Genomic DNA, 22,683 nt, shown 5'->3' with positions numbered 1-22,683 from the left:
AAGGTGCGACCAGAGGTATGCAGGCGGGGATGGCTGAAATAATAACCCATTTTTTCAAAGCGTGGCGATTATTGCAGAAAAACTTGAGGCATATCGCCAGCATATCGCTCCTGCAGCTGCCGGCAGGGCGGCAAAGCCGCATGCCTGCTCGCTTGCAGCGCCGTGCCCGCCCCTTCGCCTTGCCCTGAGATCAGGCTTGCGTGCCGGCCAGACGCGCCGTGTGCTGCAATTGCAAGTTCACCATCAGCTGCAATTCCGCGCTTTCCATCGGCTTGCGGAAGGTGCCCAATATATGCAGGCCATTGGCCATGGCCAGGCGCTCGGCCGCCAGGCGCACGGCCGAATGCAGGCCCGACAGCAGGACCACGCCGCCACGGAAGCCGTTTTCAGCCGCCATGCGCAAGAATTCGATGCCGTCGATGTCGGGCATCGACAGGTCGCAGATCAGCAGGTCGGGCTGGTGCTGCTTCAGGGTAGCCAGCGCCTGTTCGCTGTGCGACTCGCAGCGGATGTCGAACGGGCCCATTTGCTCGAGCATGTCGCTGAGCACGTCGAGCATGAAAACGTCGTCGTCCAGCAGCAGCACGCGCAACGGCGCCAGGCCTGCTTCATTGTTTTCCTGGCTTGTTTGGTTTGATGCAGTATTCATCGTCCTGTCTTCCTGTTGATATGCATCGCTGTCGATGCCGATACCTTGCCGTAACGTGATTTGGCGGTAGCTAATCGTCATTGGCAAAGCTGGTGTTATTCATGATTTGTTCGGTAATCTGTTCCAGCAGGGGCCACAGGCGCGCCACGATGTGCCGCGCCCGCTCCGCCTCGTCGGCCGGTTCGCCCGGCGCCAGGGTCTCCAGGTTGTGGCATAGGTCGGCCAGCCCCAGGGCGCCCACGGTGCGCGCCGACGACTTGATGCGGTGCCCCAGTTCGCGCACCTGGTGCACGTCGCCGCGCGCCAGGGCCGCATCGATGTCGCCGAAGCCATCCTGCGTCGTCTGCAGGAACTTGAAGGCGAACTTGCGCACCTTTTCCGGGTTGTAGCCCAGCAACTTGGCCAGGATGGACAGGTCGATCACTTGCGGGTCGCCCGCCAGGGTGGTCTTGAAGGCTGGGGCGGCACGGCTGCGCGCCGGTGGCGGTGGCGTCTCGCGCGCCGGCAGCCAGCTGGCGATGGTCTGGTACATCATGGCCGGCTGGATGGGCTTGGAAATGAAATCGTCCATGCCCGCGTCCAGGCAGCGCACGCGGTCTTCGCTGGTGGCCGTGGCCGTCATGGCCAGCACGCGCAGATGCGCCAGCTGCGGGTCGGCGCGGATGTGGCGCGTCGCCTGCAAGCCATCCATCAGCGGCATCTGCACGTCCATCAGCACGCAGTCGAACTGGGTCTGGCGCAGCAGGTCGAGCGCTTCCTCGCCATTGTTGGCCAGGCAGACGGAGGCGCCCGCTTCTTCCAGCAATTCCAGCGCCACTTGCTGGTTGAAGGTATTGTCTTCCACCAGCAGGATGCGCGCATGCTTGAGCGTGCGCATCACGAGGGCCGCGTCGGCGCTGGCGCGCATGGCGGCCGCCGTCTGCACCATGCTGTCGAGCATGGCGGGCGCCGCCTGGTCGGAAATGCCCAGGTTGGCCGTGAACCAGAAGGTGCTGCCGGCGCCGGGACGGCTGTCGACGCCCACGTCGCCGCCCATCAGCTGCGCCAGCTGCTTGCAGATGGCCAGGCCCAGGCCCGTGCCGCCGTATTCGCGCGTGGTGGACGTGTCGGCCTGCTGGAAGGACTGGAACAGTTTGCTCATTTCATCCTGCGACAGGCCGATGCCGTGGTCGCACACTTCAAAGCGCACCAGGCAGTGCTTCGCGTCCGCCACCACCTTGCGCACTTTCACGGTAATGCTGCCCTGTTCGCTGAACTTGATGGCGTTATTGGCGTAGTTGATCAGCACTTGCCCCAGGCGCAACGGGTCGCCCACGAGCACGGCCGGCAATTGCGGGTCGATTTCAAACAGCAATTCCAGGTTCTTGCCGGCGGCGCGCGGCGCCACCACCGTCATCAGGGTTTGCACGACGTGGTCGAAGCTGAAGTTGACGCGCTCGATTTCCAGCTTGCCCGCCTCGATTTTCGAAATGTCGAGAATATCGTCGATGATGCCCAGCAAGTGTTCGCCGGCAAAGCGGATTTTTTCCAGGTAATCGCGCTGGCGCGGTTCCAGATCCGTCTTGAGGGCCAGGTAGGCCATGCCGATCACGCCATTCATCGGCGTGCGGATTTCATGGCTCATGTTGGCCAGGAATTGTCCCTTCGCCAGGCTCGCTTCCTCGGCCACCTGCTTGGCCTGGTCGAGCTGCTCCGTGCGCTGCGCCACGCGCTCTTCCAGATGTTCATTGAGTTCGCGCAAGGCGCTTTCGCTGCGCTTGTGATACGTGATGTCCGTCAGGCTGGCCACCACCATGCCCACCTTGCCGTATTCATCGCGGATGGCCTCGGTATTTACGGACAGCCACGACAGGCTGCCGTCGGGCTGCTGCACGCCCATCAGCACGTCGCGCATGGCTTCTCCCGTCGACAGGGTGATGTGCACGGGATGGCTGCGCTGGTCGAAGGCGGTGCCGTCCTCGTGGATGGCCTGCCACAGGCTGTTGCCGGCCGGGCTGGCCGCCAGCATGCGCTCGGCGGCGGCGTTGCTTTCCAGGATGTGGCCGTGGCTGTCCTGCACCACCAGGCCATTCGTCACGGCGCCGAAGACGGACGCCATGCGCTGGCTCGAGTTCGACAGGGCGATCGACGCCTGGCGCCGTTCCGTGATGTCGGTGATCATCGCCAGCGTGCCGCCCGGCTCGCCGTTGTCCGACTGGATGCTGGTGCTCGACAGCAAGCCCCACAGGCTGGACTGATCCTTGCGGAAGAAGCGGAAATCGACCTGGTCCGGCTGGCTGGCCAAGCTGCCGTGGCTGGCCAGGCGGCGCTGCATCAGCAGCTGGCTGTCGCGGTCCATGAAGTCGAGCAGGGGACGGCCCAGCATTTCCTGCACCGTGTAGCCGAGCATGTGCGCCATCTTCGGGTTGACGAAGGTGGTCTTGCCGTCCGCATCCGTCATCCAGATGCCTTCGGCGGCCGTCTGCACGATCAGACGGTAGCGTTCGGAGCTGGCGTGCAGCGCTTCTTCGGCGCGTTGCCGCTGCGTCATGTCGCGCAGCGAGACGATGGAAAACACCTGGCCCGCCATGCGCAGCGGCGACAGGCTGACCTTGGCAGGAAAATGCGTGCCGTCGCGGCGGCGCGCCATCATCACCCGGCCCGGCAGGCTGTGCCGCGCTTGCGGATCGCCCACGGAATGACTGGCCGTGCTTTCCGGCACCAATTGTTCCAGCGACATGCCCGTCAATTCGGCCAGCGGATAGCCGAAGCAGCGCGCGCCGATCTGGTTGGCGTAATGCACCTTGCCCTCGACGTCGGCCACCAGCATGGCTTCGGGCGCCGCTTCCAGCATCGAGCGCATGCGCGATTGCTCGTCCTGCTTGCGCTCGCTGATATCGCAGATGATGCCGCTGGCCTGCGTGGCGGCGCCATCCGGGGCGCGCGTCAGCACGGCGCCGCGCGCCAGCAGCCAGCGCCAGTGGCCGTCGCTGTGGCGCAAACGGAATTCGCAATTGAAGGTGCCGGGTGCCTGGCCATCGAGATGCTGGCGAAATGCCTGGCTCAGGCGTGTCCGGTCGTCGCGGTGCACTTCGGCCAGCCAGTCGTCCAGCGCATGGTCGAGTTTGGCGCTCTTGTCGCCCAGCACGTCCTGGTACTGCGGGGCGAACTGCAGCCGGCCGGTTTGGCGCCGCCAGGTCCAGCCAGCCAGCGAGGCGCCGCGCAAGGCTTGCCCCGCATCCTGTTCGGCCAGGGCGTGCGCGGGCAGTAGCAGGCGGCGCAACCGTTGCCGCAGCCGCCAGGCTTGCCAGCAAGCCAGTCCCGCCAGGGCGGTGGCGCTGGCGGCAGCGTACGGCCACAGCACTGTTGGCGCCATGCCCTGTGCCGCCGCCTGCACCGGCAGCGAGAGCGCCACGCCTGCCGCCAGCATCGTACGAGCGAGCCGGTGCAGCGCAGGGCGCCTTCGGCGTGGTGCGCTGAAACTCGCGTGGCTGCAATACGACAAATGCATCCCTTTCTGGGGCATGATGGAACCGGGCTGACAGGGCATGATGCGCGCTCAAATAAACGCCTGCGGCGCTTTCTGGCGGCAACTATAGCATCGAATATTTGCTCGCAGTGGTTAAGTTCAGAAACGGCCAAAACGGGATTTTTTTTGCCCCGGAATGGCTGTTTTTTTCGCGATTTGGTGAGAATCCGAGAGAAAGTCGGCGCGAAATCGTGCTAACGAATCGCGATGTCTGACCTCAAGTAAAACTTCCTGCGAACTGATAGCGGTGTCCGGGGTGCCACATGGTGGCGATCGAGGCGATCTTGCCGCCCGAGCGCGTCTGGCGGCGCAGCACCAGGCACGCCTGTTTGGTGTCGATGGCCAGCATTTCGGCGATGTCGCGCGGCGCCGACAGCGCCTCGATGCTGTAGGTGGCGCCTTGCAGGGGCGCGGCGGCCATCAGGTATTCGTTCGGCGTGATGCTGGAAAAATCCTGCGTCATGTAGTCGGGCGCGCACTCGGGATTGACCCAGCGGTCTTCCACCTGGATCGGCACGCCGTTTTCAAAATGCACGATCAGCGAATGGAACAGCGGGTGCTCGGGCGGCAGGCCGAATTGCTTGGCCAGCAAGTCGGACGCCTTGGTGCGTTCCAGCAATTGCAAGCTGCTGCGGTGGATATGGCCGCGCGCCCGCACTTCATCGGCGATACTCTTGATTTCCAACAAGGTTGCCTGGTATTTTTGCTGCGCCACATAGGTGCCGGAACCCTGGCGCCGGGTCAGCACCTGTTCGCTCGTCAGTTCGCGCACGGCGCGGTTGACCGTCATGCGCGAGACGCCGAATTGTTTTACCAGTGCTTGCTCGGATGGAATCACGTCGCCTTCCTTCCAGCGTCCGGCGGCGATGCCGGCCAGCAGAAAATCCTTGATGCGCTGGAAAATGGGCGTATTTTCTTGTGTATTGTGATCGTCCAATGCGGTTTCTCCGAGGCGCGGGCAGGGCGCGCCGCCGGCTGGAGGCGCGATGGCCGATTTTAGCACCGAGCACGATGCCTGCCGCCAGGCTTTTTTGAATTCAAAAGCAAGCGCCGGAGTGTGGCGTGCGCCGCTGCTGGCTATGCTGGTGACTTGTTATTGATTTGTACGGAGTTCGCCATGGAACACGCTTACCTGACTGACGATGAACGCTGGGATGCCCTGCAGCGGCGCGCGCCCGATGCCGACGGCGTCTTTTATTATTCGGTGCGCACGACGGGCGTGTATTGCCGGCCTTCCTGCGCCGCGCGTCCCGCCTTGCGCCGCAACGTCGCTTTCCACGCTACGTGCGAGCAGGCGGAGGCGGCCGGCTTTCGCCCCTGTTTGCGCTGCAAGCCGAACCTGCCGCCGCTGGCCCAGCGCCAGGCGGCCATCGTGGCCGACATTTGCCGGCTGATCGACGCCAGCGACGAGCTGCCCGACCTGGACAGCCTGGCACAGGCGGCCGGCATGAGCCGCTTTCACTTCCACCGCGTCTTCAAGGCGCACACGGGCATCACGCCCAAAGCGTACGCGGCGGCGCGGCGCGGCGAGCGCCTCAAAGCCGGCTTGCAGGGCGAAGCGAACGTCACGGAAACGTTATATGCGGCCGGCTTCAATTCCAGCGGCCGCCTGTACGCGGCCACGCCGGGCTTGCTGGGCATGACGCCGGGCGCGTTTCGCGCCGGCGGCAGCGGCGCCGTGATCCGCTTCGCCATCGGCGCCTGTTCGCTGGGCGCCATCCTCGTGGCCAGCACGGACAAGGGCATCTGCGCCATTCTCATCGACGACGATCCGGAAGTGCTGCTGCGCGACTTGCAGGACCGCTTTCCGCAAGCCGAGCTGCGTGGCGCCGAGCCTGACTACGAGCGGACGGTGGCGCAAGTCGTCGGCCTGGTCGAGGCGCCAGCTATCGGCCTGGACTTGCCGCTCGACGTGCGCGGCACCGTGTTCCAGCAGCGCGTGTGGCAAGCCTTGCGCGAGATTCCCGCCGGCAGCACGGTCAGCTATGCCGAGCTGGCACGCCGCATCGGTGCCCCGCAAGGCGCGCGCGCCGTGGCCGGTGCCTGCGCCGCCAATGCGCTGGCCGTCGCCATTCCCTGCCATCGGGTGGTGCGCAACGATGGCGCCTTGTCCGGCTACCGCTGGGGCGTGGAGCGCAAGCAGGCGCTGCTGGAACGCGAGGGTGAGCGATGATGGCGCTCGATTGGCAGCGCATCGAGGATGAGCTGAATGCGCATGGCTGCGCCGTCGTGCCGGGCTTGCTCAATCCCGCGCAGTGCGCGGCGCTGGCGGCCCAGTACGACGATGCGTCGCGCTTTCGCAGCCGTGTGGTGATGCAGCGTCACGGCTTCGGGCAGGGCGAGTACCAGTATTGGGCGCATCCGCTGCCGGACGTGGTGGCCGCCTTGCGCGCGGGCTTGTATTCGCCCTTGGCGGCCATCGCCAACCGCTGGCACGCCGCCATGGGCATCGAGACGCGCTTTCCGTCCAGCCACGCCGATTTCCTCGCGCGCTGCCATGCGGCCGGGCAAATCCGGCCCACGCCCCTGCTGCTGCGCTACCGCGAGGGCGATTACAACTGCCTGCACCAGGACCTGTATGGCGAGCACGTGTTTCCGCTGCAACTGGCCGTGCTGCTGTCGCGCCCGCAAGATGATTTCACGGGCGGCGAGTTCGTGCTGACGGAGCAGCGCCCGCGCATGCAGTCGCGCGCCGAAGTGGTGCCGCTGGCGCAGGGCGACGCCGTCCTCTTTCCCGTCGCGCTGCGCCCCGTGAACGGTACGCGCGGCAGCTACCGCGTGAACATGCGCCACGGCGTGTCGCGCCTGCGCTCGGGTGTGCGCCATACCCTGGGCATCATTTTCCATGACGCGAGCTGAGCAGTACGTGTGATCCTTGAGTTTCCAGGATTACATGGCATGATGGGTGCTTCTTGTCACTCTTTCATTTCTGCCATGTCCGCGTTGCTCCGCCTGTTGTGCCTGTTGACCATTTTCCTGCTGCCCGCAGCCCATGCGGACGATGGCGTGCCCGCGCTCGTTGCGGAGGCCGGGGCCGTCGTGGCGCCGTTGCAGCTTGCGGCGGCCAGGACGGCGCCGCTGATGTTCGCCAACCGCAAGGTATTCGTCTTCCGCGCCGCGCTGGCCGGCTATCCGCCCGATGAGCGGGCCATCGGGGCGCAGCGCCGCCTGGAAAGCGTGCTGGCGAAAAACGGTCCCTTGCTGGCGAGCACGCGCACGATTTCCGAAGGCACGCAAGTGCTGCTCGATGGCGTGCAGCTGTTCGTCGTCGTGCCTGGCGACGTCAACCTGCTGGCCGGCGACACGACGGAAAGCGTGGCGAAAACGGCGGCAGAGGAATTGCGCAAAGCCGTCCTTGACTATCGTGAGCAAAGCAGCTGGCGCTACCTGGCCATCGCCGCCGCCGTGTGCGCGGTCGCCACGCTCGTGTTCTGGCTCGTGTGGATGGGCTTGACGCGCTTTTACCGCTGGGCCAAGCGCCGCAGCGGCATCTTGCTGGCCTCGCGCCTGCGCGACGTGCGCCTGAAAAACGTGCGCGTGCTCGACGCCGAGCACTACATCGCCTTCGCCTACCAGCTGCTGAGCGCCGTGCTGTGGGGCTTGCGCCTGATGGCCACCTATCTGTGGGCCGCCTTCGTGCTGGGCCGCTTGCCGTACACGCGTTCCTGGGGCGAAAGCCTGAGCGGCTACCTGTTCGACGTGGCGGCCGACGTCTTCCACGCCATCATCGGCGCCTTGCCGGGGCTGGTGCTGGTGTGCGTGATCTTTGCCATCGCGCGCCTGATCGCCGCCACGGCCGCCTCGCTGTTCAAGCGCGTGGAAAGCGGCGAATTGCAGATCGGCTGGCTGGACAAGGACACGGCCCTGCCCACGCGCCGCATCACCAGCGTGGTGATCTGGCTGTTCGCGCTGGCCATGGCGTACCCGTATCTGCCCGGCTCGCACACGGCCGCCTTCCAGGGCCTGTCCGTGCTGGTGGGCCTGATGGTGTCGATCGGCGCGTCGAGCATCGTGGGCCAGGGCGCCAGCGGCCTGATCCTGATGTACACGCGCGCCCTGCGCAAGGGTGAATATGTGCGCGTGGGTGACAGCGAGGGCACCGTGGTCGACGTGGGCATGTTCGAAACGCGGCTGCGCACGGGCCTGGGTGAAGAGGTCGCCTTGCCGAACGCGTGGGTGATGTCGCAAACGACAAAGAACTATTCGCGCGCCCAGCCCGGCGGCGGCTTCGTGCTCGACTCCACCGTCACCATCGGCTACGCCACGCCGTGGCGGCAAGTGCACGCCATGCTGGAACTGGCCGCCTCGCGCACGACGGAACTGTGCACTTCGCCCAAACCGTACGTGATGCAGCTGGCCTTGCAGGATTACTACGTGCAATACCGCCTCGTCGCCTACGCCAGCGCCGAAGTCCCCCGCCAGCGCGCCGAAGTGCTGAACCGGCTGCACCAGAACATCATCGACGTCTTCAACGAATTCGACGTGCAGATCACCTCGCCGCATTACATCGATGACCCGAAAGAATCGCAGGTGGTGCCGCCGGAGGAGTGGTTCAGGGCGCCGGCGCACAAGCCGGAGGACGGGGCCAGGTAAGGTCGCGTGACATGGTGCTCGGCCATGGTGCTCCGCGGAAATGCCAGTGTCGTCCCGTGGTGTCCTGGTGGTATTGACCAGGCGCAATGCCTGCGCGCTTGCGCTAAGATGCCGGCGTTTCCACGAAAAGAAAGAGAACCATGTCCAGTCCATCTCCCGCCGACACCTCCCGCGCCGCCCGCAGCCTGGCCGCCGCCCTGATCGGCGACCCGTTTTACCGCACCGTCACGGTGGCGTGCGGCGACGATGACGCGGCGCGGCTGGCGATGCTGGAAGCGTACTTCGCGCTGGCGCTGGCCGAGGGGGAGCAGGCGGGCCGCGTCGACCTGGCTGACGGGGTGTGCAATGGGGCGGGCAATGGCGCCGCCATCTGGACGACGGACACGCCGGCGGCCCTGCGCCAGGCCGCGTACGCGCAGCGCGAATCAGCGTTGCGCACGCTGCTGGGAGAGCAGGGCTACGCGCATTTCACGGCCATCGTCGGGAATATGGAGCATGCGCTGGCGCCGCATGGTCTGCAGGACGCGTGGTATCTGTCGATCGCCGGCATCGATCCCGCCGCACAGGGCCGGGGGCTGGGCGCGTCCGTGCTGGCGCCTGGCCTGGCGGCCGTCGATGCGGCGGGCGCCGCGTGCTTCCTGGAGACGTACAACGAGCGCAGTCTGCCGTTCTATGCCCGCCTGGGTTTCGTGGTGGCGGGGCGATATGGGGAAGCCGTCACGGGCTGCGATTACTGGCTGATGGTAAGGGAACCTCACGCTGCCTGATTGACCATTTTGCCAATTTCTATACACTCGTCTCTTCATTCAAGACTTGGAGATGGAAATGTCGATCCCGCGCCGCACCCTGCTCGTTCTCGCCTGCCTGGGCGCCTTGGGCCATGCCCGCGCCGATACCGTCGTCGACAATGCCAACGGCTACACGCTCGATGCAAACGGCAAGGTGGTGCGCTTCACGGCGCTGGCCTTTGACGATGCGGGCAAGCTGCTCGCCGTCGGCGGTGCCGCGCAGGTGAAACGCAAGGCGGCCAAGGGCGCGACCCACGTCGACGTGCAGGGAAAAACCTTGCTGCCGGGCCTGATCGACGCGCATGGCCACGTGTTCGGCCTGGGCACGATTGCCAGTGGCGTCATGCTGTACGGTTCGTCCTCGCTGGCGGCCGCCGTGCAGGCCGTGGGCGACTTCGCGCGCGCACATCCGGAGCGCAGCTGGGTCGTCGGCAATGGCTGGAACCAGGAAATCTGGAAGCTGGGGCGCTTTCCCACGGCCCAGGAACTCGATGCGGCGGAAAGCGCGCGGCCCGTCTGGCTGCGCCGGGTCGACGGCCACGCGGGCTGGGCCAATAGCCGCGCGCTGGCGCTGGCCGGCATCACGCGCACTACGCCGGATCCGGCGGGTGGCAAGATAGTCCGCGACGCGGATGGCAATGCCACCGGCGTGCTGGTCGACAGCGCCATGGACTTGATGGACGCCGTGCTGCCCAAGCCTGGCGACGTGGAAAACCGCGCCTCCCTCGATGGCGCGCTGGCGCAGCTGTCGCAGGTGGGCTTGACCAGCGTGCACGATGCGGGCATCGGCCAGATGCAGGACCGGCTGTTCCGCGACTATGCGGATCACGGCAAGCTGACGGTGCGCGTGTACGGCATGATTGCCGACACGACGGAAGACTTCGACGCGCTGTCGAAAAACGGTCCCTTGACCAGCTATGCGCGCGACATGTACGCCTTGCGCGCCGTGAAACTGCTGTCCGACGGCGCCCTGGGCAGCCGCGGCGCGGCCCTGCTGGCACCGTACAGCGACGATCCCTCTACCCGTGGCCTGCTGTTCTACCCGGACGCCGTCATGCGCGCGAAGATGGAAAAAGCCATGCGCGCCGGCTACCAGGTCAATGTGCACGCCATCGGCGACGCGGGCAACCATCAAATCCTCGACGGCTACCAGGCCTTGATCGCGCAGTACCGCAGCGTGGGCCTGCGCCACCGCATGGAGCATGCGCAGGTGGTGCAGTTGTCCGACATCCCCCGTTTCAAGGCGCTGGGCATCGTGCCGTCGATGCAGCCGACACACGCCACGTCCGATCAGAACATGGCGGAGCAGCGCGTGGGCCACGAGCGCATCAAGGGCGCGTATGCGTGGCGCACCTTCCTCAAGCAGGGTTCGCGCATCGCCTGCGGATCGGACTTCCCCATCGAGTCGCCGAACCCGTTCGAGGGCATTCACGCGGCCGTCACGCGGCAAAACAGCGAAGGTTTCCCGGCCGGCGGCTGGTACCCGCAGCAAGCCATGACGGTGACGGAAGCGCTGCGCTGTTTCACGCTCGACGCGGCGTGGGCGGCGCACCAGGAAAAGGTCATCGGCACCCTGGAAGCGGGCAAATGGGCGGACTTCATCGTCGTCGACCAGGACCTGTTTACCGTGGCGCCAGCGGCGATTGGCAAGACGCAGGTGCTGCAGACGTGGGTGGCGGGCAAGCGCGTGTACGAGAAAAAATAAAGGCTGGGGTCAGACCCGCCGGGTCTGACCCTAAAGAAAATCTGTTGACTTGGTTGTATAGACAACCTATGCTGGGAGCACCTGAGCGGGCCACGCATGTCCGCTCGCACCCTACGAGGAGACAGCATGAACAGCACAATGGACACCGATCCACGCTTTGATGCCAGCCGTACCATCCGCGCGCCGCGCGGCACGGTCATGGCTTGCAAGAGTTGGCAGGCCGAAGCGGCCTACCGCATGTTGCAAAATAATCTGGACCCGGAAGTGGCGGAAAATCCGCAGCATTTGGTCGTCTACGGCGGCATCGGCCGCGCCGCCCGCAACTGGGCCTGCTTCGACCAGATCCTCGCCTCCTTGCGCGAACTGGAAGACGACCAGACCTTGCTGATCCAGTCCGGCAAGCCGGTGGGCGTGTTCCAGACCCATGCGGACGCGCCGCGCGTGCTGATCGCGAACTCCAACCTGGTGCCGAAATGGGCGAACTGGGAACACTTCAACGAACTCGATCGGCAAGGCCTGTTCATGTACGGCCAGATGACGGCCGGCAGCTGGATCTACATCGGCACGCAGGGCATCGTGCAGGGCACGTATGAAACCTTTGCCGAGGCGGGCCGCCAGCATTTCGGCGGCGACTGGGGCGGGCGCTGGATCTTGACGGCGGGCCTGGGCGGCATGGGCGGCGCGCAGCCGCTGGCCGCCACCATGGCGGGCGCCGTCTCGCTGAACATCGAATGCCAGCAAAGCAGCATCGATTTCCGTCTGCGCACGCGCTATCTGGACAAGCAGGCGGCCAGCCTGGACGAAGCCCTGGAACTGGTCAAATACCATACCGAACGCAAGGAAGCGATCTCCATTGGCCTCCTGGGCAACGCGGCCGAAGTGCTGCCGGAACTGGTGCGCCGCGCGAAAGCGGGCGGGATGGTGCCCGACCTGGTGACGGACCAGACGTCCGCGCACGACCTGGTCAACGGCTATCTGCCGCGCGGCTGGAGCGTGTCGGACTGGAAGGCGGCGCAGCAGGATCCGCAGCGCCACGCGCGCCTGACGGTGGCCGCCGCCGATTCCTGCGCCGCCCACGTGCAAGCCATGCTCGATTTCCACGCCATGGGCGTGCACACCGTCGACTACGGCAACAATATCCGCCAGGTGGCGTTCGACCAGGGCGTGCAGAATGCCTTCGACTTCCCCGGCTTCGTGCCCGCCTACATCCGCCCGCAATTTTGCGAAGGCCGTGGGCCGTTCCGCTGGGTTGCCCTGTCGGGCGACCCGGAAGACATCTATAAAACGGATGCGAAGATCAAGGAGCTGTTCCCGCACCACAAGCAGGTGCACCACTGGCTGGACATGGCGCGCGAGCGCATCGCCTTCCAGGGCCTGCCGGCGCGCATCTGCTGGCTGGGACTGGGCGAGCGCCACATCGCCGGCCTGGCCTTCAACGAGATGGTGCGCACGGGCGAGCTGAAGGCGCCCATCGTCATCGGCCGCGACCACCTCGATACGGGCTCCGTCGCCAGCCCGAACCGCGAGACGGAAAGCATGAAGGATGGCACGGACGCCGTTTCCGACTGGCCGCTGCTGAACGCCATGCTCAACACGGCCGGCGGCGCCACCTGGGTCTCGCTGCACCATGGCGGCGGCGTGGGAATGGGGTATTCTCAGCATGCGGGCATGGTCATCGTGGCCGATGGCACGGAAAGCGCGGCGAAACGTCTGGCTAGAGTGCTGGTCAACGACAGCGGCTCGGGCGTGATGCGCCATGCCGATGCGGGCTATGAAACAGCGGCCGCCTGCGCCAAGCGCAACAATCTGAACCTGCCGATGCTTAATACGAAGTGAAAGCAAACATGACACAGCACTCCAAAAGTTGGACCCTGAAACCGGGCGCGATGACCCTGGCCGACCTGCGCGCCGTGTGGGCCGCGCCCGCGAAACTGATCCTCGCCGCCGAAGCGTACTCCGTCATCGAGGCGTCGGCCGCCGCCGTGCAAGCCATCGTCGCCAAGGGCGATGCGGCCTACGGCATCAACACGGGTTTCGGCCTGCTGGCCAAGACGCGCATCCCCGATGAAAAGCTCGAGCAATTGCAGCGCAACCTGATCCTGTCGCATTCCGTCGGCACGGGCGAACTGCTGTCGGACGCCGTCGTGCGCCTGATCATGCTGATGAAGATCGGCAGCCTGGCGCGCGGCTTTTCCGGCGTGCGTCCGCTGATCGTCGACACCCTGATCGCGCTGTACAACGCGGGCATCATGCCGGCCATTCCCGCCAAGGGTTCCGTCGGCGCTTCGGGCGACCTGGCGCCGCTGTCGCACATGACCCTGGCCATGCTGGGCGTGGGCGACGTGCGCGTCAACGGTGAATTGATGGCGGCGCAGGACGCGCTGGCGCAGGCGGGCATCGCGCCCGTCGTGCTGGCGGCGAAAGAGGGCCTGGCGCTGATCAACGGCACGCAAGTGTCGAACGCGCTGGCGCTGCATGGTTTGTTCATGGCCGAGCGCCTGCTGGAAGCGGCCATGGTCACGGGTGCGCTGTCGCTCGATGCGGCCAAGGGCAGCGACGCTCCTTTCGACGCGCGCGTGCATGCCGTGCGCGGGCAGCCGGGGCAAATCCTGGCCGCGCAGATGTACCGCCAACTGGTGGCGCACAGCGCGATTCGCGCCTCGCACCTGGAAGGCGACGAGCGCGTGCAGGACCCGTACAGCCTGCGCTGCCAGCCGCAGGTCATGGGCGCCTGCCTCGATTTGATCGGCAACGTCGGCCGTACCCTGCTGATCGAAGCCAATGCCGTCACGGACAATCCGCTGATCTTCCAGGATGGCCCGAACGGGCAGGCGGAGATCGTCTCGGGCGGGAATTTCCACGCCGAACCGGTGGCCTTTGCCGCCGACACGCTGGCGCTGGCGATTGCTGAAATCGGCGCACTGGCCGAGCGCCGCATCGCGCTGCTGATCGACGCCACGCTTTCCGGCCTGCCGCCCTTCCTCGTGCGCGACCCCGGCGTCAATTCCGGCTTCATGATCGCCCACGTGACGGCTGCCGCGCTGGCGTCGGAAAACAAGTCGCTCGCCCATCCCGCCAGCGTCGACAGCCTGCCGACGTCCGCCAACCAGGAAGACCACGTGAGCATGGCCACGTTCGCCGGGCGCCGCCTGGACGACATGGCGCACAACACGGCCGTCATCGTCGGCATCGAGCTGCTGGCCGCCGCGCAGGGCATCGATTTCCACCGTCCGCTGAAAACCTCGCCGCACCTCGAGCACGTGCACCATCAATTGCGCCAGAAAGTGCCGTTCTTCGACGCCGACCGCTTCTTCGCGCCCGATATCGAAGCGGCCAAGCAGATGGTGCTGCATGGCGAGTTGAGCAGCACGTGCAAGAATTTGTTCGCCCCGCTGTACGCCTGAGCGGGTGCAAGGAGACACGCATGGATTTCCGCTTCAACGAAGGCAGCATCCCGCTGCTCGTGTCGATGCCCCACGTGGGCACCGACATACCGGACGATATCGCCGCGCGCATGACGCCCCAGGCCCTGGTCAAGGCCGATACGGACTGGCATCTGCGCGAACTGTATGGCTTTTTGCAGGAGATGGATGCGTCCGTGCTGTCGGCGCGCTGGTCGCGCTACACCATCGACTTGAACCGCCCGCAGGAAGACACGAATCTGTATCCGGGACAGGACACGACGGGCTTGCTGCCCAACGATACCTTCCACCGCGAGCCGCTGTACCTGGCCGGCAAGGAGCCCGATGCGGCCGATATGCGGCATCGGCTGCAGCGCTACTGGGCGCCATATCATGCGCAGCTGCGCGCGGAACTGGACCGGCTGCTGCGCGTGCATGGCGCCGTGGTGCTGTGGGATGCTCATTCCATCGCCTCGCGCGTGCCGCGCTTCTTTGACGGCAAGCTGCCCGACCTGAACTTCGGCACGGCCGATGGCGCCAGCTGCGATGGCGGCCTGACGTCCGCCGTGGTGGACATTGCGCGCGCACAGGATGACTTTACCGTGGCCTTGAATGGCCGCTTCAAGGGCGGCCATATCACGCGCCATTACGGCCAGCCGGAAAGCTGCGTGCATGCGATCCAGCTGGAGATGTGCCAGTGCCTGTACATGGACGAAGCGGCGCCGTTTGGCTACCGGCCCGACCTGGCGGCACAGGTGCAGCCGCTGCTGCGCCAGATGATGGAAGCGGCCGTGGCATGGGTGGCGCGTTGAGCGGCTGTCTGTTTGCGCGCCACGCGCTGCTGCCGCAAGGCTGGCGCCGCGACGTGCTGCTGGAGTGGGACGCGGCCGGCGATCTGACGGCGGTGGCGGACAACGCCGCCGCGCCGTCTGGCGCGGAAGTGGCCGAATATGTCTTGCCCGGCATGGTCAACCTGCATTCGCATGCGTTCCAGCGGGCGCTGGGCGGCATGACGGAGATTGCAGGTGATGGCCCTGACAGCTTCTGGACCTGGCGCGAGCTGATGTACCGTTTCGCGCATCACATCACGCCGCAGCAGATGGAAAGCATCGCCGCGCAGCTGTTTGCCGAATGCCTGCGCCATGGCTACACGGCTGTCTGTGAATTCCACTACCTGCAGCGCGATGCGGCCGGTGCGCTGTATGCGCGTCCCGCCGAAACGGCCGAACGGGTGCTGGCCGCGGCGCGCCTCAGCGGCATCGGCGTGACGATGCTGCCCGTGCTGTACAGCCATGCGGGTTTCGGCGCACAGCCCCTCAAACCCGAGCAGGCGCGCTTTCGCACCGGTGCGGATGACGTGCTGCGCATCGTCGAAGCGCTGGCGCCGCAGCGCGGCGGCCAGGTGGAGGTGGGCTTTGCGCCCCATTCCCTGCGTGCGGCCGAGGTGGCGCAGATCCGCGCAGTGGCGCAAGCGCTGCCTGCGGACCGTCCCATCCACATCCACATCGCCGAGCAGCAGGGCGAGGTGCGCCAGTGCCTGGACTATAGCGGCCGGCGCCCGGTGCAGTATCTGTACGACCAGGTCGACGTCGACGCGCGCTGGTGTCTCGTGCACGCCACGCATGTGCAGCCGGACGAAGTGGCGCTGATGGCCGCCAGCGGCGCTGTGGCGGGCCTGTGCCCGACGACGGAAGCGAACCTGGGCGATGGCCTGTTCCCGCTGGCCGAATTCATCGCCGCCGGCGGGCGCTTCGGCGTGGGCAGTGACAGCCACGTGTCGCAGTCGCCGGTGGAGGAATTGCGCTGGCTCGAATATGGCCAGCGCTTGCAGCGCCAGCAGCGCAATGTGGCCGCCACGCCAGATGAACGCCATGTGGGCGACTACCTGTGGCAAACGGCCTTGCGGGGCGGCGCGCAGGCGGCCGGGCGCAAGCTCGGTGCCCTGGCGCCGGGCTGCCGTGCCGACTTGCTGGTGCTCGACGACGCGCATGTGAACCTGTGCGGCGTGGCCATCGCCGATGTGCTGGGCAGCGTACTCTTTTGCGGCAACGACAACCTGGTGCGCGACGTGCTGTGCGGCGGCCAGTGGCAGGTACGCGGCGGGCGCCACGTGGCGCAGGACGCCATCGGCGGCGCCTACAAGCGCACCCTGGCGCAACTGAGGGCACTCTGATGGCGACCTTCATCCCGCAGGAATACCTACGCGCCGCGCCGTGGAAAAACGGCGGCGGCAGCACGACGGAAATCGCGATTGCTCCCCCGGGTGCCGGCTTCGACGATTTCGACTGGCGCATCAGCCTGGCGACGATCACGGCCAGCGGGCCGTTTTCCAGCTTTCCCGGCATCGACCGCAGCCTGATGCTGGTCGATGGCGACAGCGTGCAACTGACGCTGGACGGCGCGCGCAAGGTGACCTTGAGCGCGGCGCAACCGATGCTGTGGTTCCCCGGCGAGGCGGCCGTGGTTGCACAGGTCAAGGGGACGACGACGGATTTCAATGTGATGACGCGGCGCGACCGCTGCCGCCACCAGCTGGAGAAAATCACGGCGCCGTGCAGGCTGGCGCGGCGCAGCGCGGCGACCCTGCTGTTTGTGGCCGGCGAAGGCCACGTGCTGGCGCGCGGCGGGGAACAGCAGTTTGCGCTGGCCCGCCATGACGCGCTGCTGCTGGACGCCGACGATGCGCCGGACTGGCGGCTTGACGCCTTGCAGCGCACGGCCGTGCTGTGCGTCGACCTGTTCATCTAGGAGGGCAAACACATGCAAGACTGGGATATGGTCATCCACAACGTTCACCTGGCCACGATGGAACACGGCTATGGCGAGTTGCTGGACGCGGCCATCGCCGTCAAGGATGGCCGCATCGCGTGGTTCGGCCCCGGCGACGAGCTGCCGGCCAGCGGCGCGGTGCTGATTGATGGCCAGGGCTGCTGGCTCACGCCCGGCCTGATCGACTGCCATACGCACATCGTCCACGCGGGCAACCGCAGCGACGAATTCGAGGCGCGCCTGAATGGCGCCAGCTATGAAGACATCAGCCGCGCCGGCGGCGGCATCATGTCCACCGTGCGCGCCACGCGCGCGGCCAGCGACGACGAATTGCTGCGGCAAAGCCTGCCCCGCGTGCTGGCGCTGCTGGCCGAGGGCGTGACGACCCTGGAGATCAAGTCCGGCTATGGCCTTGACGCGGACAGCGAGGCGAAGATGCTGCGCGTGGCGCGCAGGATAGGGCAACAACTGCCGGTCACTGTGCGCACCACCTTCCTCGGCGCGCACGCGCTGCCGCCCGAATATGCGGGCCAGGCCGACTCTTATATCGAGCTGCTGTGCGCGCAGATGCTGCCCCGGCTGGCGGGCGATGGACTGGTCGATGCCGTTGACGCGTTTTGCGAGCGCATCGGTTTTACGTCGGCGCAAACGCAGCGCATGTTTGACGCGGCGCGGGCGCTGGGGCTGCCCGTCAAATTGCATGCGGAGCAGCTGTCGGACCAGGGCGGCGCGGCGCTGGTGGCCCGTTACGATGGCTTGTCGGCCGATCACCTGGAATTCCTGTCGGACGAGGGCGTCGCCGCCATGGCGCAACATGGCACGGTGGCCGTGCTGCTGCCCGGCGCGTATTACTTTTTGCGCGAGACGCAGCCGCCACCGGTGGCAGCATTGCGCGCGGCCGGCGTGCCGATGGCCGTGTCCACCGATTGCAACCCGGGCACGTCACCGATGACGTCCTTGCTGCTGGCGATGAACATGGCGTGCACCCTGTGGCGCTTGACGCCGCAGGAAGCGCTGGCTGGTGCTACGTGCCACGCGGCGCGCGCGCTGGGCTTGCAGGATCGGACGGGCAGCCTGGTGGTGGGCAAGCGCGCCGATTTCGCCCTGTGGCGCATCGCGCGCCCCGCCGACCTGGCGTATGCGCTGGGCCTGAACCCGTGCGCGGGCGTGGTGCATGGCGGTGTCTGGCGCGCGCCGGTGGTAAGCTGGACGGATTGATCATCCGCCCTGGAGCGCCGCGTGCGTGTTGTTTACTCCTTGTCTTACCTGCTGTTGTTGCTGTTTTTTGCCGCCGCCCCTGCACATGCCCAGGATGGCGGCACCCTGAAGGTGGGTTCGAAGCGCTTTACGGAATCGTACATCCTCGGCGAAATCCTCCAGCAGAGCGCCGCGCCACACGTCAAGGCGGAGCACCGCCAGGGCCTGGGCAACACGGCCATCGTGCTGGCCGCGCTGCAGGCGGGCGGCATTGACGTGTATGCCGAATACATGGGCACCATCGGCAGCGAAATCCTCAAGCACGACAAGGCCATCGGCCTGGAACAGATGCGGCGCGAGCTGGCGGCGCTGGGCCTGGGCGTGGCCGTGCCGCTGGGCTTTAACAATACCTATGCGCTGGCAGTGCGCCATGATGAAAAATCGATCGCCAGCCTGGCGCAACTGGCCCAGCACCCGGCCCTGACATTCGGCCTGTCGCATGAATTCATCGGCCGGGTCGATGGCTGGCCGGGACTGGCCGCGCGCTATGGCTTGCCGCAGCGCCCGCGCGGGCTCGATCACGGCATCGCCTACGAAGCGCTGGCGCAGCGCCAGGTGGACGTCATCGACATTTATTCGACAGATGCGAAGATACGCCAGTACGGCTTGCGCGTGCTGGCCGATACGCAGCAGTATTTTCCCCGCTACGACGCCATGCTGTTGTACCGGCTCGACGTGCCGCAGCGTTTCCCCGCCGCCTGGCTGGCGCTACAAGGGCTGCAGGGACGCATCAGCGAGAGCGACATGATCGCCATGAATGCGGCCGTGGAAATCGATGGCAAGCGTTTTTCCGACGTGGCGCGCCAGTGGCTCGCTTCCGGCACGCAGGCGAACAAGCCGTCCACCGCGCGCGGCAAGCTGCTCGATAAAATCATCGGCGACGATCTGTGGACCCTGACGCGCCAGCATCTGACCCTGGTGCTGTTGTCGGTGGCGCTGGCGTGCCTGATCGGTATTCCCTTGGGCGTGCTGGCGGCGTTTTCGGCGCCGCTGCGGCAAACGGTGCTGGCCTTCGTCGGCGTGCTGCAGACGGTGCCCTCGCTGGCCCTGCTGGCGATATTGATCCCCGTGCTGGGCATGATCGGCACGGTGCCGGCGCTGGTGGCGCTATTCGTGTACGCGCTGTTGCCCATCGTGCGCAACACGTGCACGGGCATCTTGCAGGTGCCGCAAGGCTTGCGCATGGCGGCGCTGGCGCTGGGCTTGAACAAGCGCGACCGCCTGCTGCACGTGGACTTGCCGCTGGCCTTGCCCGTCATGCTGGCGGGCGTGAAAACGGCTGCCGTGATGAGCGTGGGCACGGCCACCATCGCCGCCTTCATCGGCGCGGGCGGCTATGGCGAACGCATCACCATCGGCCTGGCGCTCAATGACAACGACATGCTGCTGGCCGGCGCCATCCCCGCAGCCGTGCTGGCCCTGCTGACGCAAGGCTTGTTCGAGCTGGTGGAGCGCTGGGCCGTTGCCGGCCGGCAGCACTGACGGCGTCACGGTTACAGCGAGTGCAGTTTCGAGCGCACCGAGACGACGGCCTGGTGCAGGATGCGTTCGGCCTGGAAGTCGTTTTCGCGCTGTTCCGCGATGGCTTGCAAGTCGCGCGTGTAGCGCTCCAGGCGGGAGCGCAGGTAGGCGCGGTAGATTTTCATGACGAGCGGTTTGGCAGAGACATTCATGATGTGGCTCCCGGATGCGTAACGATGCGTTCATTTTGTGTGAGCGGAATGCTGCCACTTTGCGCCATATCAAATGCCATGACCCCGTCAAATTGGCGCGTTTGACATTGCACAATGCCCCCAAGACCGAAGATGCCACACTGAATTTTCCCTGCTCGCCTGGTGTCATCATCAGCCGCAGGCCCTGATTTCCTCAAGCATATTCAAGGAGCGTCGCATGGTCATTTTTGCCGTGGTTGCTGGCTGCATCGCCTGCCTGACAGTGTACCAAATCTATAGAAAATCGCAGGGTGGCAGTGGGGTTGCGCAACAACATATCGGCTTGCACGGCACATTGATTGAACCACGGAAATAATCAGTGTCATCCGAGCGACACTGGGTGACACTTGGTTAGCGGATTTAAGTCAAATGTAAGGCCCGGTAAGCAAATGTAAAGGTCTGCGCCATCGCAAGCGGCAGCGTTTATATTGATAACCGTTGATTGCATTCTCCCCCTCCCACTTGACAATGGGTTCTGCCCCGCGGTGCCGCTAGCCCGCGGGGATTTTTTTTTGGAACTTGCGCTTACAGTTCCCCCATCAGGCCGATGTTGGCGTGCCTGCCGACAATTGCGTCAATGCATCGCCAGCGACCCGGCAGATGCGCCAGTCCGGCATCACGTCCGCGCCCATGCCCTTGTAGAAGTTGATCGCGTTTTCATTCCAGTCCAGCACCGACCATTCGAAGCGGCCGCAATCGCGTTCGACGGCCAGTTGCGCCAGCGCCACGAGCATCTGCTTGCCATAACCCTTGCCGCGCACCGATTGCTTCACGTACAGGTCTTCCAGGTACAGTCCCTTGCGGCACAGGAAGGTGGAAAAATTATGGAAGAACAGGGCGAAGGTCACGACTTCGCCATTTTCCTCGCCGACCAGCGCTTCGCACGCGGGATGGGGGCCGAACAGGCTGTCGTGCAGCATGGATTCCTTGGCGATCATCATGTGTTCGAGTTTTTCAAACACGGCCAGTTCATGAATCATGCCGAAGATGGCGGCCACGTCGGATGCGGTCGCGGGACGGATGGCGAGGGAGGAAGAGGTGCTCATGTTGCCTTTGCTGATGGAGTGGTGGAAAGGGAAGCGACGGCAGCCGTCTTGCGCGCGCCCGACGTCAGGGCCCAGGCCACGCTCGACAGGCACAGCACCATGCCCACCCATTCGATGGTGGCGGGCCGGTAGTGTTCGAACTGCACCGACAGCAGGACGGAAATGACGGGCGTGACGACGCCGATATACACGGTCTTTTGCGTGCCGATGCGGGCGATTAAGGTGAAATACGCGCTGAAGGCGATCACCGAGCCGAAGATGGCCAGGTACACCAATCCCATCCAGTAACTGGCGCGCGTGGGCAATTGCCAGGCCTGGCCCGTGGCGATGGCCCAGGCGGCCACCATCAAGGTGCCCCACAGCATGGTCCAGGCCATGGTCAGCATCACGTTGCCGGAATGTTCGCGCACTTTCATGACGAGGGCGTTGCCTGCCGTGCTCGAGATGGTCGCCACCAGCGCCAGGATAAAGCCCAGCAGAAAATGGCCATTGCCGCCGCCCAGGATATCTTGCAGCGCCGCGCCGATGGACTGGTAAAACAGCAGCACGATGCCGCAGATGGCGACAAATGCCGCGCAGCAGGTGCTCCAGGTGATCGGTGTGCCGAAAGCGATACGGTTGAGCAACGGCGTCCAGAACACCATCAGCGCGAACAGCACGCTGACGAGGGCCGACACCAGGTATTGCTCCGAGCTGTAAGTACACACATAGCTGAGGGCAAACGAGGCCAGCCCCTGCAGCAGCATCCATTTTTGCGCGCGCCAGGGCAGGCGCAAGCGGTCGCCGCGCACGGCGCACCAGGCGAACAGGGTGGCGGACGCGAGGCCGAAGCGGTAGACCACGGAAACGGCGGGGGCGACGTCGCCCAGCTGCAAGGTGATGGCCCAGAAGGTGGAGCCCCAGATCAGGCAGGCAATGATGAACAGGAGAGGAGATGACATCGCGCAAGTATACGGGCATCGCGCGGGGATGGCGAGTGCGGTCGGGCTTGCTCGATGTGCAACCAGGAGACAGCGGGCATTGAGCCAGCGCAGTGCTCCTGGAAAATGTTGAATTTATGAAAATATTTACATTAATATTAAGTAAATATTTTCCGGATTGCATCTTTGAAGGGAGACCGCCATGCCAGCCTCACTGCAGATCAAAGTATGGAGCGTGCTTGCGTATGTCGCCGTGACGGCGGTGATTGCCATCTGGCTGCACCCTTCGGTCTTGCTCGCTGCCGGCGCATTCGGCTGAGCGCATGCGCCGGCTG

At 65.5% G+C, this 22,683-nt stretch carries 19 protein-coding genes; 13 read left to right on the top strand and 6 right to left on the bottom strand.

Annotated features, from left to right (window positions below; translation table 11 throughout):
• Positions 1-190: 190 nt before the first annotated feature.
• The 3 genes from BLU39_RS08045 to hutC all read right to left on the bottom strand — a co-directional run bounded on the left by BLU39_RS08045 (position 191) and on the right by hutC (position 5,094).
• Positions 191-649, bottom strand: a complete 459-nt coding sequence (locus BLU39_RS08045; protein WP_092712213.1) for a response regulator — start codon at positions 647-649, stop codon at positions 191-193.
• Positions 650-719: 70 nt separating this feature from the next.
• Entirely contained in the window at positions 720-4,043 is a 3,324-nt protein-coding gene (locus BLU39_RS08040; RefSeq protein ID WP_092712211.1) for a PAS domain S-box protein, read from the bottom strand.
• Between the two features lie 331 nt (positions 4,044-4,374).
• On the bottom strand, positions 4,375-5,094 hold the full coding sequence (gene hutC, locus BLU39_RS08035; RefSeq protein WP_046684347.1) for a histidine utilization repressor: 720 nt from the start codon (positions 5,092-5,094) through the stop codon (positions 4,375-4,377).
• 180 nt (positions 5,095-5,274) lie between these two features.
• On the opposite strand from hutC, the gene ada reads away from it, so the two are divergent.
• From ada to BLU39_RS07975, 12 genes are all read left to right on the top strand, one after another.
• The gene (gene ada, locus BLU39_RS08030) at positions 5,275-6,330 is read left to right on the top strand and encodes a bifunctional DNA-binding transcriptional regulator/O6-methylguanine-DNA methyltransferase Ada (RefSeq protein WP_092711733.1); all 1,056 of its coding nucleotides are present in this window, start codon (positions 5,275-5,277) and stop codon (positions 6,328-6,330) included.
• Entirely contained in the window at positions 6,327-7,016 is a 690-nt protein-coding gene (locus BLU39_RS08025; protein WP_092711731.1) for a 2OG-Fe(II) oxygenase, read from the top strand. The genes ada and BLU39_RS08025 overlap by 4 nt, the downstream gene beginning before the upstream one ends.
• Before the next feature lie 75 nt (positions 7,017-7,091).
• Positions 7,092-8,750 (top strand): mechanosensitive ion channel family protein, encoded by a 1,659-nt coding sequence (locus tag BLU39_RS08020; protein ID WP_092711729.1) that lies wholly within the window; start codon positions 7,092-7,094, stop codon positions 8,748-8,750.
• A 140-nt stretch (positions 8,751-8,890) separates the two neighbouring features.
• Positions 8,891-9,517 carry a GNAT family N-acetyltransferase gene (locus BLU39_RS08015; protein WP_092711727.1) on the top strand — a complete coding sequence of 209 codons (627 nt, stop codon included), beginning with the start codon at positions 8,891-8,893 and terminating at the stop codon, positions 9,515-9,517.
• A gap of 58 nt (positions 9,518-9,575) precedes the next feature.
• Positions 9,576-11,243 (top strand): amidohydrolase, encoded by a 1,668-nt coding sequence (locus BLU39_RS08010; RefSeq protein ID WP_254788920.1) that lies wholly within the window; start codon positions 9,576-9,578, stop codon positions 11,241-11,243.
• Positions 11,244-11,369: 126 nt separating this feature from the next.
• Positions 11,370-13,079, top strand: coding sequence for a urocanate hydratase (gene hutU, locus BLU39_RS08005; RefSeq protein WP_092711723.1), 1,710 nt, complete (start codon positions 11,370-11,372; stop codon positions 13,077-13,079).
• Positions 13,080-13,087: 8 nt separating this feature from the next.
• The gene (hutH, locus tag BLU39_RS08000; protein WP_092711721.1) at positions 13,088-14,647 is read left to right on the top strand and encodes a histidine ammonia-lyase; all 1,560 of its coding nucleotides are present in this window, start codon (positions 13,088-13,090) and stop codon (positions 14,645-14,647) included.
• A gap of 20 nt (positions 14,648-14,667) precedes the next feature.
• The gene (gene hutG / locus BLU39_RS07995) at positions 14,668-15,456 is read left to right on the top strand and encodes an N-formylglutamate deformylase (RefSeq protein WP_092711719.1); all 789 of its coding nucleotides are present in this window, start codon (positions 14,668-14,670) and stop codon (positions 15,454-15,456) included.
• Positions 15,441-16,817 carry a formimidoylglutamate deiminase gene (locus BLU39_RS07990; RefSeq protein ID WP_092711717.1) on the top strand — a complete coding sequence of 459 codons (1,377 nt, stop codon included), beginning with the start codon at positions 15,441-15,443 and terminating at the stop codon, positions 16,815-16,817. The genes hutG and BLU39_RS07990 overlap by 16 nt, the downstream gene beginning before the upstream one ends.
• A complete protein-coding gene (locus BLU39_RS07985) occupies positions 16,817-17,392 on the top strand; it encodes a HutD/Ves family protein (protein WP_092711715.1) in 576 nt (191 codons plus the stop codon). The genes BLU39_RS07990 and BLU39_RS07985 overlap by 1 nt, the downstream gene beginning before the upstream one ends.
• Positions 17,393-17,404: 12 nt before the next feature.
• On the top strand, positions 17,405-18,631 hold the full coding sequence (gene hutI / locus BLU39_RS07980) for an imidazolonepropionase (RefSeq protein ID WP_092711713.1): 1,227 nt from the start codon (positions 17,405-17,407) through the stop codon (positions 18,629-18,631).
• A 57-nt stretch (positions 18,632-18,688) separates the two neighbouring features.
• A complete protein-coding gene (locus BLU39_RS07975; protein ID WP_092712209.1) occupies positions 18,689-20,152 on the top strand; it encodes a glycine betaine ABC transporter substrate-binding protein in 1,464 nt (487 codons plus the stop codon).
• An 11-nt stretch (positions 20,153-20,163) separates the two neighbouring features.
• Here BLU39_RS07975 and BLU39_RS07970 read toward each other — a convergent pair whose 3' ends face one another.
• Positions 20,164-20,343, bottom strand: a complete 180-nt coding sequence (locus BLU39_RS07970) for a hypothetical protein (RefSeq protein WP_034746290.1) — start codon at positions 20,341-20,343, stop codon at positions 20,164-20,166.
• 217 nt (positions 20,344-20,560) lie between these two features.
• Here BLU39_RS07970 and BLU39_RS28545 point away from each other — a divergent pair, with 217 nt between their 5' ends.
• Positions 20,561-20,698 carry a hypothetical protein gene (locus BLU39_RS28545; protein WP_157808830.1) on the top strand — a complete coding sequence of 46 codons (138 nt, stop codon included), beginning with the start codon at positions 20,561-20,563 and terminating at the stop codon, positions 20,696-20,698.
• Positions 20,699-20,921: 223 nt separating this feature from the next.
• Here the strand turns inward: BLU39_RS28545 and BLU39_RS07965 are convergent, their stop codons facing one another.
• On the bottom strand, positions 20,922-21,428 hold the full coding sequence (locus BLU39_RS07965) for a GNAT family N-acetyltransferase (RefSeq protein ID WP_092711711.1): 507 nt from the start codon (positions 21,426-21,428) through the stop codon (positions 20,922-20,924).
• Complete coding sequence (locus BLU39_RS07960) at positions 21,425-22,369, bottom strand: DMT family transporter (protein WP_092711709.1); 945 nt, start codon at positions 22,367-22,369, stop codon at positions 21,425-21,427. The genes BLU39_RS07965 and BLU39_RS07960 overlap by 4 nt, the downstream gene beginning before the upstream one ends.
• Positions 22,370-22,683: the final 314 nt, after the last annotated feature.

It is taken from the genome of Janthinobacterium sp. OK676 (assembly GCF_900103595.1).
Lineage (GTDB): Bacteria > Pseudomonadota > Gammaproteobacteria > Burkholderiales > Burkholderiaceae_D > Janthinobacterium.
This window is presented reverse-complemented; position numbering and strand designations above follow the sequence as displayed.